General features: G+C 62.3%; 17 protein-coding genes. 5 read left to right on the top strand and 12 right to left on the bottom strand.

Annotation, left to right across the window (positions count from 1 at the left end; all coding sequences use genetic code 11):
- Nucleotides 1–76: 76 nt before the first annotated feature.
- Nucleotides 77–619, top strand: coding sequence for a PAS domain-containing protein (locus tag R8L07_15185; GenBank protein MDW3206879.1), 543 nt, complete (start codon nt 77–79; stop codon nt 617–619).
- A gap of 13 nt (nt 620–632) precedes the next feature.
- On the opposite strand, the gene betA is transcribed toward R8L07_15185, so the two are convergent.
- Complete coding sequence (gene betA, locus R8L07_15180) at nt 633–2,330, bottom strand: choline dehydrogenase (protein MDW3206878.1); 1,698 nt, start codon at nt 2,328–2,330, stop codon at nt 633–635.
- 137 nt (nt 2,331–2,467) lie between these two features.
- Between betA and R8L07_15175 the strand changes: the two genes are divergently transcribed.
- Nucleotides 2,468–2,860, top strand: coding sequence for a DUF1761 domain-containing protein (locus R8L07_15175; protein MDW3206877.1), 393 nt, complete (start codon nt 2,468–2,470; stop codon nt 2,858–2,860).
- Nucleotide 2,861: 1 nt separating this feature from the next.
- Here the strand turns inward: R8L07_15175 and hmgA are convergent, their stop codons facing one another.
- The gene (gene hmgA, locus R8L07_15170) at nt 2,862–4,163 is read right to left on the bottom strand and encodes a homogentisate 1,2-dioxygenase (protein MDW3206876.1); all 1,302 of its coding nucleotides are present in this window, start codon (nt 4,161–4,163) and stop codon (nt 2,862–2,864) included.
- 75 nt (nt 4,164–4,238) lie between these two features.
- Between hmgA and R8L07_15165 the strand changes: the two genes are divergently transcribed.
- The 3 genes from R8L07_15165 (at nt 4,239) to R8L07_15155 (ending at nt 7,172) form a co-directional block, all read left to right on the top strand.
- Nucleotides 4,239–4,685: a MarR family transcriptional regulator gene (locus R8L07_15165; protein ID MDW3206875.1), complete on the top strand. Its 447-nt coding sequence runs from the start codon at nt 4,239–4,241 to the stop codon at nt 4,683–4,685.
- Nucleotides 4,686–4,851: 166 nt separating this feature from the next.
- The gene (locus R8L07_15160; GenBank protein ID MDW3206874.1) at nt 4,852–5,814 is read left to right on the top strand and encodes a calcium/sodium antiporter; all 963 of its coding nucleotides are present in this window, start codon (nt 4,852–4,854) and stop codon (nt 5,812–5,814) included.
- A gap of 101 nt (nt 5,815–5,915) precedes the next feature.
- Nucleotides 5,916–7,172, top strand: a complete 1,257-nt coding sequence (locus R8L07_15155) for an MFS transporter (protein ID MDW3206873.1) — start codon at nt 5,916–5,918, stop codon at nt 7,170–7,172.
- A gap of 12 nt (nt 7,173–7,184) precedes the next feature.
- Here the strand turns inward: R8L07_15155 and R8L07_15150 are convergent, their stop codons facing one another.
- The 10 genes from R8L07_15150 to R8L07_15105 all read right to left on the bottom strand — a co-directional run bounded on the left by R8L07_15150 (nt 7,185) and on the right by R8L07_15105 (nt 15,049).
- Nucleotides 7,185–7,532 carry an iron-sulfur cluster assembly accessory protein gene (locus R8L07_15150; protein ID MDW3206872.1) on the bottom strand — a complete coding sequence of 116 codons (348 nt, stop codon included), beginning with the start codon at nt 7,530–7,532 and terminating at the stop codon, nt 7,185–7,187.
- Nucleotides 7,533–7,581: 49 nt separating this feature from the next.
- The gene (locus tag R8L07_15145) at nt 7,582–7,926 is read right to left on the bottom strand and encodes a DUF59 domain-containing protein (GenBank protein MDW3206871.1); all 345 of its coding nucleotides are present in this window, start codon (nt 7,924–7,926) and stop codon (nt 7,582–7,584) included.
- Nucleotides 7,927–8,059: 133 nt separating this feature from the next.
- A complete protein-coding gene (locus tag R8L07_15140) occupies nt 8,060–9,310 on the bottom strand; it encodes a cysteine desulfurase (protein MDW3206870.1) in 1,251 nt (416 codons plus the stop codon).
- A complete protein-coding gene (gene sufD, locus R8L07_15135; GenBank protein MDW3206869.1) occupies nt 9,307–10,527 on the bottom strand; it encodes a Fe-S cluster assembly protein SufD in 1,221 nt (406 codons plus the stop codon). Before sufD ends, R8L07_15140 begins: the two co-directional genes overlap by 4 nt.
- Entirely contained in the window at nt 10,524–11,273 is a 750-nt protein-coding gene (gene sufC, locus R8L07_15130) for a Fe-S cluster assembly ATPase SufC (protein ID MDW3206868.1), read from the bottom strand. Before sufC ends, sufD begins: the two co-directional genes overlap by 4 nt.
- Before the next feature lie 20 nt (nt 11,274–11,293).
- The gene (gene sufB, locus R8L07_15125) at nt 11,294–12,763 is read right to left on the bottom strand and encodes a Fe-S cluster assembly protein SufB (GenBank protein ID MDW3206867.1); all 1,470 of its coding nucleotides are present in this window, start codon (nt 12,761–12,763) and stop codon (nt 11,294–11,296) included.
- A 3-nt stretch (nt 12,764–12,766) separates the two neighbouring features.
- Entirely contained in the window at nt 12,767–13,231 is a 465-nt protein-coding gene (locus R8L07_15120; GenBank protein MDW3206866.1) for an SUF system Fe-S cluster assembly regulator, read from the bottom strand.
- Between the two features lie 104 nt (nt 13,232–13,335).
- Entirely contained in the window at nt 13,336–14,181 is an 846-nt protein-coding gene (locus R8L07_15115; GenBank protein MDW3206865.1) for a phosphodiesterase, read from the bottom strand.
- Nucleotides 14,182–14,360: 179 nt separating this feature from the next.
- Nucleotides 14,361–14,567 (bottom strand): cold-shock protein, encoded by a 207-nt coding sequence (locus R8L07_15110; GenBank protein MDW3206864.1) that lies wholly within the window; start codon nt 14,565–14,567, stop codon nt 14,361–14,363.
- A 281-nt stretch (nt 14,568–14,848) separates the two neighbouring features.
- Nucleotides 14,849–15,049, bottom strand: coding sequence for a hypothetical protein (locus R8L07_15105; protein ID MDW3206863.1), 201 nt, complete (start codon nt 15,047–15,049; stop codon nt 14,849–14,851).
- Nucleotides 15,050–15,053 lie beyond the last annotated feature (4 nt).

Below are 15,053 nucleotides of genomic sequence, written 5' to 3'. Positions count from 1 at the left end.
CTTGGCCCGTCGCTATTTACAAATCTTGTAATATGTTGGACATAGCGCAGCCGCTTGTCCGGGAGACCAGTACCGCATGACCAAGATCGCTCCATTGGGCGCTTCTGTGGAAGCGCGGCTGGCGGGCGCGGACCCACGGATCTTTGTCTTCCTGCAGGCATGGCGGGAGGCGCGGGGCGATGCCCTGATCCCAAAACGCAGCGCTTTCGACCCAATGGCGGTACGAAGCCTGCTTCCCTTCCTCTGGATCTATCGCTTCGAGACGGAGCGGGACGATTATGTCGTCCGCCTGGCCGGGGAGGAGATCAACAATGCCTGGGGCCGCAGCATCAAGGGCATGACCATGCGGGAAGTCGTCGGGGATGCCGACTATCCGGTCATGCGTGAGCGATGGGACAACATCCTCGGCGTGCCGCTGATTCACTATGGTGCCAGCAGCGAGCGTCTATCCGCCCTCGACACGCGACGTGCGGAACGGATGCTGACACCATTGGCGGACAATGACGGCAACCCCAATCATATCCTGGGGATCAGCCTCTACGAGATCTCGCCGACCGACAGCTCGCGCCCGTCGCTGGAACCGGAAGACATTACCCAGATCCCCTGCTCCGAGGTTTGAGATCGGCGCGGACCTATCGCACCGCCGTACCCTCGCGCTGCTTCGTTTCCCAATCCGGAGCGATCCAGACCGGCGCGTTTGACGCCGGCAGCGGATCGCGTCCCCGGATGATGTCGGATGCCTTCTCCCCGACCATGATTGTCGGGGCGTTGAGGTTGCCGTTCGGGATCGTCGGAAACACCGAACTGTCGACAACGCGCAGATTGCCGATACCACGCACGCGGCATTCGGGATCCAGGACCGCCATCGGATCGTCGTCCGCCCCGATCTTGCAGGTACAGGACGGGTGATAGGCACTTTCGGCGTTCTGGCGCACCCAGGCGTCGATCGCTTCGTCGTCCCGAATGTCCTCGCCTGGCTGGATTTCCGGACCGCGATAGGGATCCATTGCGGGCTGCGCCATGATCTCGCGGGTCAGTCGAATGCAGGCACGGAAGGCTTCGATGTCCTCCTGTTCCGTCATGTAGTTGAACAGGATGGAAGGCTTCGCCGCCGGATCGGCGGAATTGATGTGAATATGGCCTCGGCTCTTGGGCTTGTTCGGTCCGACATGCACCTGGAACCCGTGTCCGTCAAAGGCCGCATTGCCATCATACCGCATGGCGGCGGGCAGAAAATGGTACTGGATATCCGGCCATTTCAGGCCAGCCTTTGAACGGATGAAGGCGCAGCTCTCGAAGTGATTGGTCGCACCCAGACCCGACTTGAAGAAGAACCAGCGCGCACCGATCAGGAACTTGCTGAACAGATCCAGCTTGCCGTTCAGCGTAATCGGCTGCGTGCTGCGGAACTGGAAATAGACTTCCAGGTGATCCTGCAGGTTGCTGCCGACACCCGGCAGGTCATGGACGACCTCGACACCGGCCGACTTCAGAACATCGGCAGGCCCGATTCCGGACAGTTGCAGCAATTGTGGAGAGCCGACCGAACCGGCGGACAGGATGACCTCCCGCACTGCCGTCGCATCGACAATCCGACCGCCGACCTCGTATCGCACACCGACCGCCTTCTTGCCTTCCAGCAGGACCTTGTGTGTAAGTGCCCCGGTTACGACCGTCAGGTTGGACCGGCTGCGGGCCGGCTTCAGATAGGCATTCGATGTCGACCAGCGCACACCGTCCTTCACGGTCATATGCATCCGGCCGAACCCTTCCTGACGGTGGCCGTTATAGTCTTCCGTAACGCCATAACCGGCCTGCTCACCGGCATCGATCCACGCCTTGTAGAGCGGGTTCTGCATTTCATTGCCGTTGCAGGTCCCCAGCGGACCGTCGCCACCGCGGTATTCATCGGCGTCCCGACCGTCCGGATCCTTCCAGGTTTCCGCCCGGCGGAAATAGGGCAGACAGTTCCGGTAGGCCCAGCCCTTCGCGCCATGCTCCTCCCATTCGTCGAAGTCGCAGGCATGGCCACGAACATAGACCATACCATTGATCGACGACGATCCGCCCAGCACCTTGCCGCGCGGGGTGTGCATGCGGCGATTGTCCATGCCCGGTTCCGGCTGGCTCTCGAAGAACCAGTTGAATTTCTTCATGTTCATCGGAATGGACAGAGCGGTCGGCATCTGAATGAAGATGGAGGAATCGCTGCCCCCCGCCTCGATCAGCAGAACCCGTGTCTCCGGGTCTTCCGTCAGGCGTGCCGCCAGCACGCAACCGGCCGACCCCGCGCCGACAATGATGTAATCGAAAGTCTGTTGGTCGCTCATCGCTAGTCCTCCCCATTCGGTCATGGAAAAACCGGGACGAGCCCGTTTGGGATATCATAAACCCCTCGTCAAGCTGGACCGCACTACGGTGTTGGCGGATAGTCGCGGAAAGACAAATTCGTGGGGGAAATCGGAAAATGATCGGATCAATCGACTGGTTGGGCGTGCTGGCAGCCGGCATCGCCGGCTACGTATTCGGCGCGGTCTATTACACGGTTCTGGGCACCCGCTGGATGGCCGCCCTGGAGACCACGAAGGAAGAGATCGAGAAACGGAAATCCATCCTGCCCTTTGTCGTTGCCGCCATCGGGCAGTTTGTCCTGGCCGCGACGCTGTCGATCCTGGCAGGCGCGGAAAGCGGGATGGGCCCGACAATCGCCCTCGGACTGCTGCTCTGGATCGGCATCGTCATGACGACCATGACAATCAATCACAGCTTCCAGGGTCACAAGCCGGCGCTGACGGTGATCGACGGCCTGCACTGGTTGGGTGTTCTGGTCTTACAGAGCGTGGTTCTGGCCCTGGTCTGAGTCACCTACCCGGGAACAGTTTTTCGATCCCGGCCCAGCATTCGGCGTAGTCCGTCTGCGGCGGCGCATCTTCGGCCGCAAAACGGGTCGGAAACTGCGGATATCGGGTCTCGAACATGAAGGCCATGGTGTCCGACAGCTTCTGCGGCTTCAGATCGGCGGTGCTGGCCGCCTTGAAGGCGCCGGCATCCGGTCCGTGAGGAATCATGCAGTTGTGCAGGCTCATGGCGCCCGGCGGGAAGCCGTTGGGCTTCGCATCATAGGCACCGCACAAATTGCCCATGAATTCCGACATGACATTGCGGTGATACCAAGGGGGACGGAACGTGTCCTCGGCCACCAACCAACGCTCCGGAAAGATCACGAAGTCGATATTCGCGGTGCCGGGGACTTCCGATGGAGAGGTCAGAACGGTGAAGATCGACGGGTCGGGATGGTCGAAGGAAATCGATCCCATCGTGTTGAACCGCCTCAGGTCATATGCCACCGGCACGTAATTGCCGTGCCAGGCGACGACATCGAACGGGCTTTGCGGGATTTCCGCGACGTGCAGCGATCCCCCCCATTTCATGATCAACTCCATCGGCGCTTCCCGATCTTCGAACCAGGCGGTCGGCGACCTGAAGTCACGCGGATTGGCAAGGCCGTTCGCCCCGATCGGACCGCGGTCGGGCAGACGCAAAAGGGCACCATAGTTTTCCAGCACATACCCGCTGGCGGCACCATCGGGCAGACGCACCTGGAACGCCATGCCCCGGGGCAGAATTGCGATTTCCAACGGTGCGATCTCGAACCGCCCCGTCTCGGCCACGATCTCCATACGGCCGTGCCACGGGGCAATCAGCATTTCGGCATCGGCGTTGATCAGACAGCGGTCTTCCATCGACCGGTCCGCCGCAAAGACATGGGCGGCCATGCCGGTGAGAGCCGCAGCATCCCCCGCCGTCGTCATGGTCCGCATTGCATCCACGAAGTCCTGGGGTTCCGAATTTCGCCCGACGGGATTCCAGCGATAAGGGCCCAGCGGCAGGTCATGTTCGGGTCGATGCGGTGCGGATTTCCAGTAAGGCGCATCGTATCGCGAGAAGCGGCCGGAATGCCGGACGCTTGGCCGCAACCGGTACAGCCAGGTTCGCCGGTTCTCTGCATTCGGCGCCGTGAACGCCGTACCGGACAGTTGTTCCGCATAGAGATCGAACGGGCAGCGCTGCGGATTGTTGCGCCCCTGCGGCAAAGCGCCTGCCACCGCCTCGGATTCGAACTCGTTCCCGAAACCGCTCAACATGTCCGTCTTGCCGGCCATTCGAAAACCCCTTCCTTCATGCGGGTTGACCTACCCGACAGGTTCACGGCATAGATTTCATTGCAAATGCAACGAATGTCAATAGATGCGATGCCCCTCGATCTCGACAGGTTTCTGCCCTACCGGCTGTCGGTTCTCGCCGACCGGGTCGGGCGCGACCTGTCGCGGGTTTACGGTCCGAAGGGCATCGGTCAGGCCGAATGGCGGGTCCTCGCGCATCTGGGTGGCAACCGCGACGGCTTGTCGGTCCGCGACATCCATGACCGCGTCAGTCTCGAGAAGTATCGGGTGACCCGTGCGCTGCAGCGCCTGGAGGCGGCCGGCCTGGTCCGAAAATCCTCGTCCGACCGGGACCGCCGCCTGATCGCCGTGGCCCTGACCCAGGAAGGCCGCGCCTTGTATGAGCGGATTGTGCCGGACGCACTGGCCTTCGAGAGCGCATTGCTGGCCGATCTGTCAGCCGAGGACCGCAAGGCCCTGGACAGAATCCTATCGCAGCTATCCTCAAAATCTTCCACGTAAGGAAAGACCCGGCAACAGTTTCCGCGGTCAGGCGCAATCGCAAAATTCCCTGGGGCGGATATATTTGATCCGGGTTAAGGTGACAGGCTTGTAACCGGACGAGGACGACCGATATCCGCGTCGGTCATGCGCGGCACCGGGCCGCGCCGGATGTGAAGGCCCTCCCATGGATTATCTTCTGATCGTTGCCGGTCTGGTCTGCCTCTTCGTAGGCGGAGAGGCTTTGGTGCGCGGTTCCGCCTCCACAGCGCGCCGATTGGGCGTTTCCCCCCTGCTGATCGGACTGACCCTTGTCGGGTTCGGCACCTCCGCACCGGAGTTGGTGACCAGCGTGGCGGCGGCCTTCGCCGGTTCGCCCGGGATCGCGGTCGGGAACGTGGTCGGAAGCAATATCGCCAACATTCTCCTGATCCTGGGACTGACGGCCGTGATCGTCCCCATCGTCACATCGCGCGACGCAATCCTGCGGGATGGCCTCGCCCTATGCATTGCGACCGCGGCCTGTCTCGGCATCGTTCTGGTCGGCTTTGCGGATCGGCCCTACGGGATCGGCCTGATCCTGTTGCTGGGCCTCTATCTGACCTACACGATCTCCCGCGAGCGGCGCGTCCAGGATGCGGCCTATGACCTGCACAGGGCAGAATCCGAAATTGCGGAGCCCGGCCCTGAGCGCCTGTCCGTCGCAATCGGGCTCGCCTTCTTCGGGCTGGTCCTGACGCTTGTCGGCGCCAAGATGCTGGTATCGGGCGCCATCGACCTGGCGGAATCCGCCGGGCTTTCGCAGACGCTGATCGGGTTGACGATCGTCGCGGTCGGCACGTCCCTTCCCGAGTTGTCAGCTTCCATCGTCGCGGCCGTCCGACGTCAGACGGACCTCGCGCTTGGCAACATTCTGGGCAGCAACCTCTTTAACACGCTGGGCATTCTGGGTGTCACCGCCATCGTCCACCCATTGGAAATCCCGGTGGAGATTGCACGGATCGACATCTGGGTCATGATCGCGGCCACCCTTGCGATGCTTGGCTTCGCGCTGACCGGCGGGCGGCTCTGTCGTCTGGAAGGGGGCGCCCTTCTGGTCGGCTATGCGGCCTATCTCGGATGGACCTGCCGCTCGATCTTCACTGCCTAGCGCGATCTTTGCCGAATGATCCGCATAATTGTGACGGGCCGTGCGGCCTCAAGCAGTTGGCGAGACTTTCAACCGGCCCGGCGATGTCGTAACAGCGGTGCATGACCACGGCATCCTCCCCTTCCCTGCGCGCCTGGGCCGCCTTCCTACTGGGATGCGCCTGCTTCGGCTATGCCTTCCTGCAGCGGGTTGCCCCCAGCGTCATGACGGACGACCTGATGCGGGCGTTTCAGGTTCAGGCCGGGGCCCTCGGCGCGATGAGCGCCTTCTACTTCTATGCCTATGCCGGGATGCAGATGCCGATCGGCGTGCTGATGGATCGGTTCGGCCCGCGCCGACTCCTGAGCGGCGCAATGGCCCTGTGTCTCGTCGGCAGCCTTGTCTTCGCGCTCGCCGAGTCAATCACACCTGCCGCCGTCGGCCGGACGATGATCGGCGCGGCGGTCGCCTTCGGCTATGTCGGCACGATGTCGATCGCGGCAACCTGGTTCCCGCCCCAGCGCTTCAGCCTCCTGATCGGGATTCTTCAAAGTGTCGGGATGAGCGGCGCCATCGCCGGACAGGCACCGCTGAGTCTCGTGGTCGAAGCGACCGGCTGGCGCGAGACCGTGATCGGCATCGGGATTGTCGGGGCCGTTCTCGCCGTGCTGATCTTCCTGGTCGTGGAGGAGATCCCGTCCGAACGCAAGGCGGCCGCGAACGGCGCATCCAAAGGGGCTTTCCGGGACGTACTCGCCCGGCGTGACAGTTGGTGCTGCGCGATCATCGGGTTCACCCTGACCGCCCCGATGCTGGCCTTCGCCGGCCTGTGGGCCGTGCCCTGGCTCATTCAGGTGCACGGTTTCTCCCCCGCCGATGCCGCGGGATCCGCCTCGCTGATCTTCGTCGGATGGGCGGTGGTCGGACCGATGATCGGGTTGGCAACGGAAAAGATCGGGCGCCGCAAGCCACTGATCTATGGCGGCTTCGCCCTCAGTGGCACGGCCATGGCGGCGATGATCTTCACGCCGGACCTGTCGCCCTGGGCGATACGGACCCTGTTCGTCCTGAACGGGATCGGCGGCTGCACGATGATCCTGACCTTCACCTGCGTGCGGGAGACCAATCGACCCAGCCGTGCCGGCGCGGGCCTCGGTTTCGTCAACATGTTCGTCGTGGGATCCGGCGCCCTGTTCCAGCCGCTGCTGGGTGTCATTCTGGATCAGAACTGGGACGGCACGATGGTGAACGGCGCGCCGGTCTATGACGCCGCAGGATACCAAGCGGCGTTCAGCGCGCTGCTGGTCGCCTATGGAATAGGTTTGCTGGCAACCATCATCCTGCGCGAGACGCATTGCCGGCAGGCGGTCACCGAATAGGGATTTGCCGGATCAGGAAACCGAGAAGCTTTCGCCGCAGCCGCAACGGGCCGTCTCGTTCGGGTTCTTGAAGGTGAAGCCGGATTGCAGGCGGCTCTCCTCATAATCGATCTCGGCACCGATCAGGAACATGGTTGCGGCCGGATCGATCAGGATACGGGCGCCCTCGACGTCCACTTCCTCTTCGAACTGCTTCTTGTCCTTGGCATATTCAACGACATAGGACAGGCCGGAGCAGCCTTTGGAAGAGACACCGATACGCAGGCCGATCACGCCGTCGCCCGCCTTGCTCATCAGCGAGCGGACGCGATCCGCGGCGGCGTCTGTCAGGCTAACGATGGGTTTGCTCGGATCGAACATCAGGGACCTCTTTCGGCGTTTCCGTCGGCTACTCTATATCGGAATGGTTCTAGAATAAATCCAGAGCCAGCTTGGCATCTTCGGACATCATGTCCGGACGCCAGGGCGGGGACCAGGTCAGCGTCACCGTAACCACGCCGATGCCTTCGACCGCCGCCACCGCATCCGCGACCTGCTGCGGCATCTCGCCCGCGACCGGACAGGCCGGGGCTGTCAGGGTCATCAGGATGTCGCAATCGCCCTTGGCATCGACCTCACAGGAGTAGATCAGACCCAGGTCATAGATATTCACCGGGATTTCCGGATCGTGAACCGTGCGCAAGGCCGCTTCCACCGTCTCCGGCGAGGCCGTTCCAGCACCTTCCGCCAGCGGCTGACCGGCGAGAGCCTGCATGCCTTCCTCAGCGGCGGGGCCGTCGCCGAACATGCCCATATAGGGATGCACCAGATCCGCGCCGCTTTGCGGCTCGTTCTCGGCGGTCAGGTAGTCTCTGTCGTCGCGTCCGTCGTCCATCTCGGTCTCGTCCTTACCCGAAAATCGCATTCACCTTGTCCAGCGCCTCGCCCAGTCGGTCGATTTCGGCGCGGGTGTTGTACAGGCCCATGGAGGCACGGGCGGTGCCGACCACCCCCATGCGGTGCATCAGCGGTTCGGCGCAATGGTGCCCGGCGCGCACGGCGACGCCCTGCTGATCGATAATCGTGGCGATGTCATGGGGATGGGCCTCCCCCATCGCGAAGGAGATCACGGCCGTCTTGTGCGGTGCCGTACCGATGACCCGAAGGTTGTCGACCGCCGCAAGGCGCTGCATGGCATAAGACAGCAGGTCCCGTTCATGCGCGGCGATCCGCTCCAGCCCGATACCGGTGAGATAGTCGATGGCCGCCCCAAGGCCGATCGCCTCGACGATCGGCGGCGTCCCCGCTTCGAACTTCGCCGGCAATTCCGCCCAGGTCGACTTCTCCAGTGTAACGGAGGAAATCATGTCGCCACCGCCAAGGAAGGGCGGCATGGCGTCCAACAGGGCTTCCTTGCCGTACAGAACACCGATCCCGGTCGGGCCATAGATCTTGTGACCGGTGAAGACGTAGAAGTCGCAGTCCATCGCCTGAACGTCGATCGGCATATGCATGACCGACTGGCTGCCGTCGAACAGCACCTTGGCGCCGACCGCATGGGCCATGTCGACGATCTTCTCCGCCGGCGTGATCGTGCCGAGTACGTTGGAGACATGCGTGATCGCAACCAGCTTCACCTTCTCGTCCAAGAGTTCCGCGAAGCGGTCCATCAGGAGTTCGCCCTCGTCGGAAATCGGCGCGAAACGCAGTTCGATCCCCTTCTCATCGCGCAGCATCTGCCAGGGCACGATGTTGGAGTGATGCTCCATCTCCGAAATCACGACGGCGTCACCGGCCTTCAGCAGCCCGCGGCCGAAGGAATGGGCCACCAGATTGATCGCCTCCGTCGTGTTCTTGGCAAAGACAATTTCCCGCTCGCTTTTGGCATTCAGGAAAGCCCGAACCGTTTCACGCGCCCCTTCATAGGCAGCTGTCGTGCGTTCGGAGAAATCGTAGGCGCCGCGATGAACATTGGCGTAGCAATGTTCAAATGCACCGCGCATGGCGTCGATCACCGCCTTCGGCTTCTGCGCCGACGCACCGTTGTCCAGATAGACCAGCGGCTTGCCATGCACCGTTTCCGACAGGATCGGGAAGTCGGCGCGGTAGGCCTCCACATCATAGGGAATATCAGTCGGTTTCAGCACCGTATCGTTCATGCCGTCTCTCCATTCAGGCGCGCGGACAGCAGATCCCGGAAGGTGTCGCGGATCGCCGGACGGGCGATCTTCTCCACCGCTTCGATCAGGAAGGATTCGGTCAGCATGGCACGGGCGCGATCCTCCGGGATGCCCCGGGCACGCATGTAGAACAGCTGATCCGCATCAATGGCGCCGACGGTTGCGCCATGGGCGCATTGCACATCGTCGGCGTAGATTTCCAGCTCGGGCTTGGCATCGACCTCGGCATGGGGCGACAGCAGCAATGCCTTGTGCTGCTGTTGGCCATCCGTACCCTGCGCGCCTTCACGAACCAGGACCTTGCCCTGGAAGACGCCACGCGCATGTCCGTCCAGCACGCCACGGAAGAACTGGCGGCTGGTCGCGTTTTCCGCGCCATGGGTGACATGGGTCGTATTGTCGATCAGCGCGTCCCCGGTTCCGAAATAGGACCCGGACAACGCCGCTTCGCCATACTGGCCAGCCATGGTCAGACGCGTTTCACGGCGCGACAATCCATCGCCGATCGCCAGAACGAAGGAATCCAGCACCGCGCTCTCCGCAACGCCGATGTCACTCAGCGCCAGTTGAGCCGACTGCGCCTTCTCCGACAGCAGCGTGTAGAGCCCCAGCCGCGAATCTCGATCCAGGCTGACGCCCAGGCTGGGGGCGGAGAAACCGCGCCCTTCGGCCGTAACGTGACTTTCAACGATACATGCTTCCGCGTCTGCCCCGACGGTGATCGTCACCCGCGCCGCATGGGCGATGGCCGCATCCTTGTCGGCACCCCAGGTCACATGGCGAATGTGAACCGGGGCCTCTATGGTCCGGCCCGGATCGACGCGGATGGTCAGTTCCTCCTGCGCCAGCGCATCGCTCAGCCGTTCCGTGAACCCTTCCCCCCAGGCGTCGGCGGTCGGGCCAGCCTCGACCGACAGGCCGGCAGGCAGGTCGTCCAGCATCGACAGATCCCGGTCCAGAAAACCGTTCACCAGAACCAGTTCGATCGCGCCGTCGAGCTCCAGTCCGGTTTCCGGCGGACGGACAACGCCATGTTCATCCTCGGCCAGCCAGACCGTCCAGCCGATCTTCTCCAGCCGCTTCAGGTCGGTGTATTTCCACTGCTCCGCCTTGCGGGTCGGCAGCGCATCGCCGGCATCGAACCGGCCCGGCGCGCCCCGCTGACGCAGCAGATCCTGCAGGACGTTGTCGGTCATGCGGCCTCCCCGGTGAATTCGGCATAGCCGGATTTTTCGAGTTCCTGGGCCAGTTCCTTGCCGCCGGTCTTGACGATCTTGCCGCCGGACAGAACGTGCACCTTGTCGGGCACGATATAGTCCAGCAGGCGCTGATAATGGGTAATGACCAGGAAGGCGCGGTCCGGGCTGCGCAGGGCGTTGACCCCTTCCGACACCAGCTTCAGGGCGTCGATGTCCAGACCGCTGTCGGTCTCGTCAAGGATCGCCAGCGTGGGTTCCAGCACGGCCATCTGCAGCGTTTCGTTCCGCTTCTTCTCACCGCCGGAGAAGCCGACATTGACCGGACGCTTCAGCATGTCGTCCGGCATGTTCAGTTCCTTCGCCTTGCCGCGAACGGCTTTGACGAATTCCAGCGCGTCCAGTTCCGCCTCACCGCGATACTTCCTGCGCGCGTTCAAGGCATGCTTCAGGAAGGTCGTGTTGGCGACGCCAGGCAGTTCGACCGGGTACTGGAAGGCCAGAAAGACGCCTTCACAGGCACGTTCCTCCGGCGCCATGGCCAGCAGATCCTTGCCGTCATAGGTGACAGAACCACCGGTGACTTCGTATCCGTCACGCCCGGCCAGCACATAGGACAGGGTCGATTTCCCCGATCCATTCGGCCCCATGATGGCGTGCACTTCGCCGGCGTTCAGCTCCAGGCTGAGGCCCTTCAGGATTTCCTTGCCGTCGACTTCCGCGGTCAGGTTTTCGATCTTCAACAGTGACATGGTTCCGTAAATCCTTATCCGACGCTGCCTTCCAGGGAGATGCCGATCAGCTTCTGAGCCTCGACGGCGAACTCCATGGGCAGGGTCTGCATGACTTCCTTGCAGAAGCCGTTGACGATCAGCGCCACGGCCTCTTCCTCTCCGATCCCGCGTGACAGGCAATAGAACAGCTGATCCTCGCTGATCCGGCTGGTCGTCGCCTCATGTTCGAGCTGTGCGGTCGGGTTGCGGCTTTCGATATAGGGGATGGTATGCGCGCCGCACTGATCGCCGATCAGCAGGCTGTCGCACTGAGTGAAGTTCCGCGCGCCTTCCGCGTTCGGCATGACCCGCACCAGTCCGCGATAGGTCTGATCGGCTCGGCCCGCCGAAATCCCCTTGGAGATGATGCGCGAGCGCGTGTTCTTGCCGATATGGATCATCTTGGTGCCCGTATCGGCTTCCTGGCGGTTGTTGGTGATCGCAACCGAATAGAACTCGCCCTGGGAATTGTCGCCCTGCAGGATGCAGCTCGGATACTTCCAGGTGATTGCGGATCCGGTCTCGACCTGGGTCCAGGAAACCTTGGAGTTCCGCCCGCGGCAGGCCGCGCGCTTGGTCACGAAATTGTAGATGCCGCCCTTGCCGTTCTCGTCGCCCGGATACCAGTTCTGCACCGTCGAATATTTGATCTCCGCATCGTCCAGCGCGACCAGTTCGACCACGGCGGCGTGAAGCTGGTTCTCATCGCGCATCGGCGCGGTGCAACCCTCCAGATAGGACACGTAGGACCCTTCATCGGCGACGATCAGGGTTCGTTCGAACTGGCCTGTGTCCTGCGCGTTGATCCGGAAATAGGTCGACAATTCCATCGGACATTTCACGCCCTTCGGAATGTAGACGAAGCTGCCATCCGTGAAGACCGCGGAGTTCAGGCAGGCATGCTTGTTGTCCGAATAGGGCACGACGGAACCGAGATACTTCTTCACCAGATCCGGGTGCGTCTTCACCGCCTCGGAAATGGAGCAGAAAACGATCCCGTGGGATTCCAGTTCCTTCTTGTAGGTCGTGGCGACGGACACACTGTCGAAAACGGCATCGACCGCGACCTTCGGCGCGCCTTCGACCCCGGCCAGCACTTCCTGCTCCTTCAGCGGGATGCCCAGCTTCTCGTAGGTTTCCAGCAGCTTGGGGTCGACCTCGTCCAGGCTCTTCGGGCCGTCCTTCTTCTTCGGCGCGGCATAATAGTACAGATCCTGATAGTCGATCGGTGGCACGTCCGGCTTCTGCCAGGCGGGTTCCGGCATGTCCTGCCAGATGCGAAACGCCTTCAGACGCCACTCCAGCAGCCACTCCGGCTCTTCCTTCTTCTCGGAAATCAGGCGCACGATGTCTTCGTTCAGACCCTTCGGCGCGAAATCCATTTCGATTTCCGTGGTGAAGCCATAGCGGTACTTTTCCGCCTCAAGCGCACTCACCTTCTGGACTGTTTCCGTCGTCGCCATCTCTTACCGTCCCGCCGGCGCGGTTGCGCGCACCGGTCTTTCCTCGAAACTCGGAACCATCGCGCTGTCCGCGATCAGATCCGCCAGGGTTACGCTGTCCAAGGCCGTCTGGACCGCCGTGTTGATGCGGTTCCAGCCACCGGCCAGGGGGCAAAGATTTTCCACCTTGCAATCGTCCGTCGACCCGTCGACGCAGGCCGTCAGGGCAACCGGTCCGTCCAGGGCGGACACGATCTCCGACACGGTGACTTGCGCCGCCGGCCGTTGCAGGGCATACCCCCCCTGCGCGCCGCGTTGCGCCTTGATGACCTGGGCCTTGGCCAGGGCCTTCAGGATCTTCGCCACGGTCGGTGCCGGCAGGGCCGTTCGTTCCGCCAGTTCCGGCGCGGTCGACAGGGCATCCGGCCGCCGAGCCATGTAGCTCAACAGCACGACGCCGTAATCCGTCATCCTCGAAATCCGAAACACGATCCTGCACCCCGCGGATTGCGCAAAGAGTACCAAATTAGTCCTCTTTGTATTTAGCGTTTATGCCCGGGATGGCAAGTCCTGAATCTGGAAGGGTTCTAAGTCTATTCGGCCGCCGCGTCGGCCCCGGCACCCAGGGCGTCCTGATCGGATCGGGCATTCGCCACGGCGATCTGGTAATCCTCGGTGTGCACGATCATGCCATAGGACGTGGTCAGCAGGATTCCGTAGGCGCCTGGCTCATCCACCGACAGCGAAAGATCATGCGAATCCAGGTTCATCGGCTGCTGATGGCAGGGACTTTTGAACACGGAGAACGCAACGCCTCGATGCGACCCGGAGATGGTCCGGTGCACATGCCCGGCGACGACGTGCCGCACATTTCCGAAACGGCCGATCAGATCGTAGAAGGCGTCCCCATTCTTCAGCTTGATCTCGTCCATGCCGGGGAAGCCCACATCATGCGGCGGATGGTGCATGAAGATCGCCACCTTCCTGTCCGCAGCGGCCGCCAGCTGCGCCTCCAGCCAGGCCATTCGGCTGTTGCACAGATAGCCGCTATAGGCCTCCGGGAACACATAGGGCGGTGCGTTCAGGGTATCGAGATAGATCATCCGCCAGTCGCCCAGATCCTCCGCGCTCTGCACAAAACCTTTCGGGTCGCGGGCGATATCGGGGAAGCACTGCTGAAAGGTCTTGCGCTCATCGTGATTGCCGATCAGCAGGCGCACCGGCACGTGGGATCGGTCCAGGATTTCCTTCAATCGGCCGTAGGATTCCGTATCACCCCGGTTGGTCAGATCGCCGGTCAGGACAATCCGATCGGCATTCGGATGCACGCGCAACGCATGTTCGACACCGGCCAGCAGTCGCTCATACGGGTCCAGACCGATGATGGTCTTCCCCTCGGGGACGATGTGCAGGTCCGTGAAGACGATGATCTTTGCCATGGCACCCTCCGCATATTATCGCGCAACCTGCCCGAGAACGCCGACGAAGGCGAGTGACATATTTTTGTCGGGTGATCGACGATTTTCATCGTCGGATCGACAAGGAAGCGTAGCCACAAAGAGAAAGGGCGGTGCCCGATGGCACCGCCCTTTCCCGAATTCGCCTTGTCGCGGGGCTGTTAGGCCGCGCGCAGGTTCACCGCCTTCGGTCCGCGGCGATCCGGCTCGATGTCGAATTCGACGTTCTGGCCGTCGCTCAGCGTATCCAGCCCAGAGGCCTGAACGGCGGTAATGTGGACGAAAACGTCCTTTTCGCCGCCTTCCGGCGTAATGAAGCCGAAGCCTTTGGTGGTGTTGAAGAATTTAACGGTGCCTTTGGCCATGATCTCGTAGTCCTACTCGTTCTTAGCGTCGTGCCGGGGCCAGTCATTGGTCCTCCGGCACGCATTGGTGCCCGACCTGCACATGCATGGCCGGGGCGCACGTCCCACAAAGCTTAGAGGAAGTCCGTCTCCGGTACGGGTTCCAGGGCCCTTCGGCCGGGATCGCACCATAGTCATTCGTCACTCTTAACGGCTGCGGGGCCGCCACGCGCGGAACATGCGCCGTAAAGTACCGCAATGCAAGGTGAATCTGGTGACGGCTTCCATTGAATCGTTCAGCCAATTTACGATTCGTTGATCCAGCGCCTAAGAACCCGCGCCAGGGCGCCAGGGTCGCGTTCCAGTTCGCGGGTGACTGTCGACAGGGCCTTGTTCAGCCGGCGATTCTGCATCGCGCCTCGGGCCAGGGCGCGGTCGATCTCGCGCGGATCGATCGGTTCCGACGGTCGCGTCGGCGTGTGCTCCCTATCCCGGCCAGCGTTCATTCGG

Source organism: Alphaproteobacteria bacterium, from assembly GCA_033344895.1.
In the GTDB taxonomy this organism is placed as follows: Bacteria; Pseudomonadota; Alphaproteobacteria; order UBA8366; family Aestuariispiraceae; genus Pacificispira.
Note: the sequence above shows the minus strand (reverse complement) of the source record. Positions and strands in the feature narration are given on the sequence as shown.

Excerpts from the sequence above, each read along its gene's own strand:
- R8L07_15105 (MDW3206863.1), bottom strand. The coding sequence starts at position 15,049 with ATGAACGCTGGCCGGGATAGGGAGCACACGCCGACGCGACCGTCGGAA.
- R8L07_15150 (MDW3206872.1), bottom strand. The coding sequence starts at position 7,532 with ATGTTCGATCCGAGCAAACCCATCGTTAGCCTGACAGACGCCGCCGCG.
- R8L07_15175 (MDW3206877.1), top strand. The coding sequence starts at position 2,468 with ATGATCGGATCAATCGACTGGTTGGGCGTGCTGGCAGCCGGCATCGCC.
- R8L07_15115 (MDW3206865.1), bottom strand. The coding sequence starts at position 14,181 with ATGGCAAAGATCATCGTCTTCACGGACCTGCACATCGTCCCCGAGGGG.
- R8L07_15165 (MDW3206875.1), top strand. The coding sequence starts at position 4,239 with ATGTCAATAGATGCGATGCCCCTCGATCTCGACAGGTTTCTGCCCTAC.
- R8L07_15145 (MDW3206871.1), bottom strand. The coding sequence starts at position 7,926 with ATGCAGGCTCTCGCCGGTCAGCCGCTGGCGGAAGGTGCTGGAACGGCC.
- R8L07_15155 (MDW3206873.1), top strand. The coding sequence starts at position 5,916 with ATGACCACGGCATCCTCCCCTTCCCTGCGCGCCTGGGCCGCCTTCCTA.
- sufB (MDW3206867.1), bottom strand. The coding sequence starts at position 12,763 with ATGGCGACGACGGAAACAGTCCAGAAGGTGAGTGCGCTTGAGGCGGAA.
- betA (MDW3206878.1), bottom strand. The coding sequence starts at position 2,330 with ATGAGCGACCAACAGACTTTCGATTACATCATTGTCGGCGCGGGGTCG.
- sufD (MDW3206869.1), bottom strand. The coding sequence starts at position 10,527 with ATGACCGACAACGTCCTGCAGGATCTGCTGCGTCAGCGGGGCGCGCCG.
- R8L07_15160 (MDW3206874.1), top strand. The coding sequence starts at position 4,852 with ATGGATTATCTTCTGATCGTTGCCGGTCTGGTCTGCCTCTTCGTAGGC.
- R8L07_15185 (MDW3206879.1), top strand. The coding sequence starts at position 77 with ATGACCAAGATCGCTCCATTGGGCGCTTCTGTGGAAGCGCGGCTGGCG.
- R8L07_15140 (MDW3206870.1), bottom strand. The coding sequence starts at position 9,310 with ATGAACGATACGGTGCTGAAACCGACTGATATTCCCTATGATGTGGAG.
- hmgA (MDW3206876.1), bottom strand. The coding sequence starts at position 4,163 with ATGGCCGGCAAGACGGACATGTTGAGCGGTTTCGGGAACGAGTTCGAA.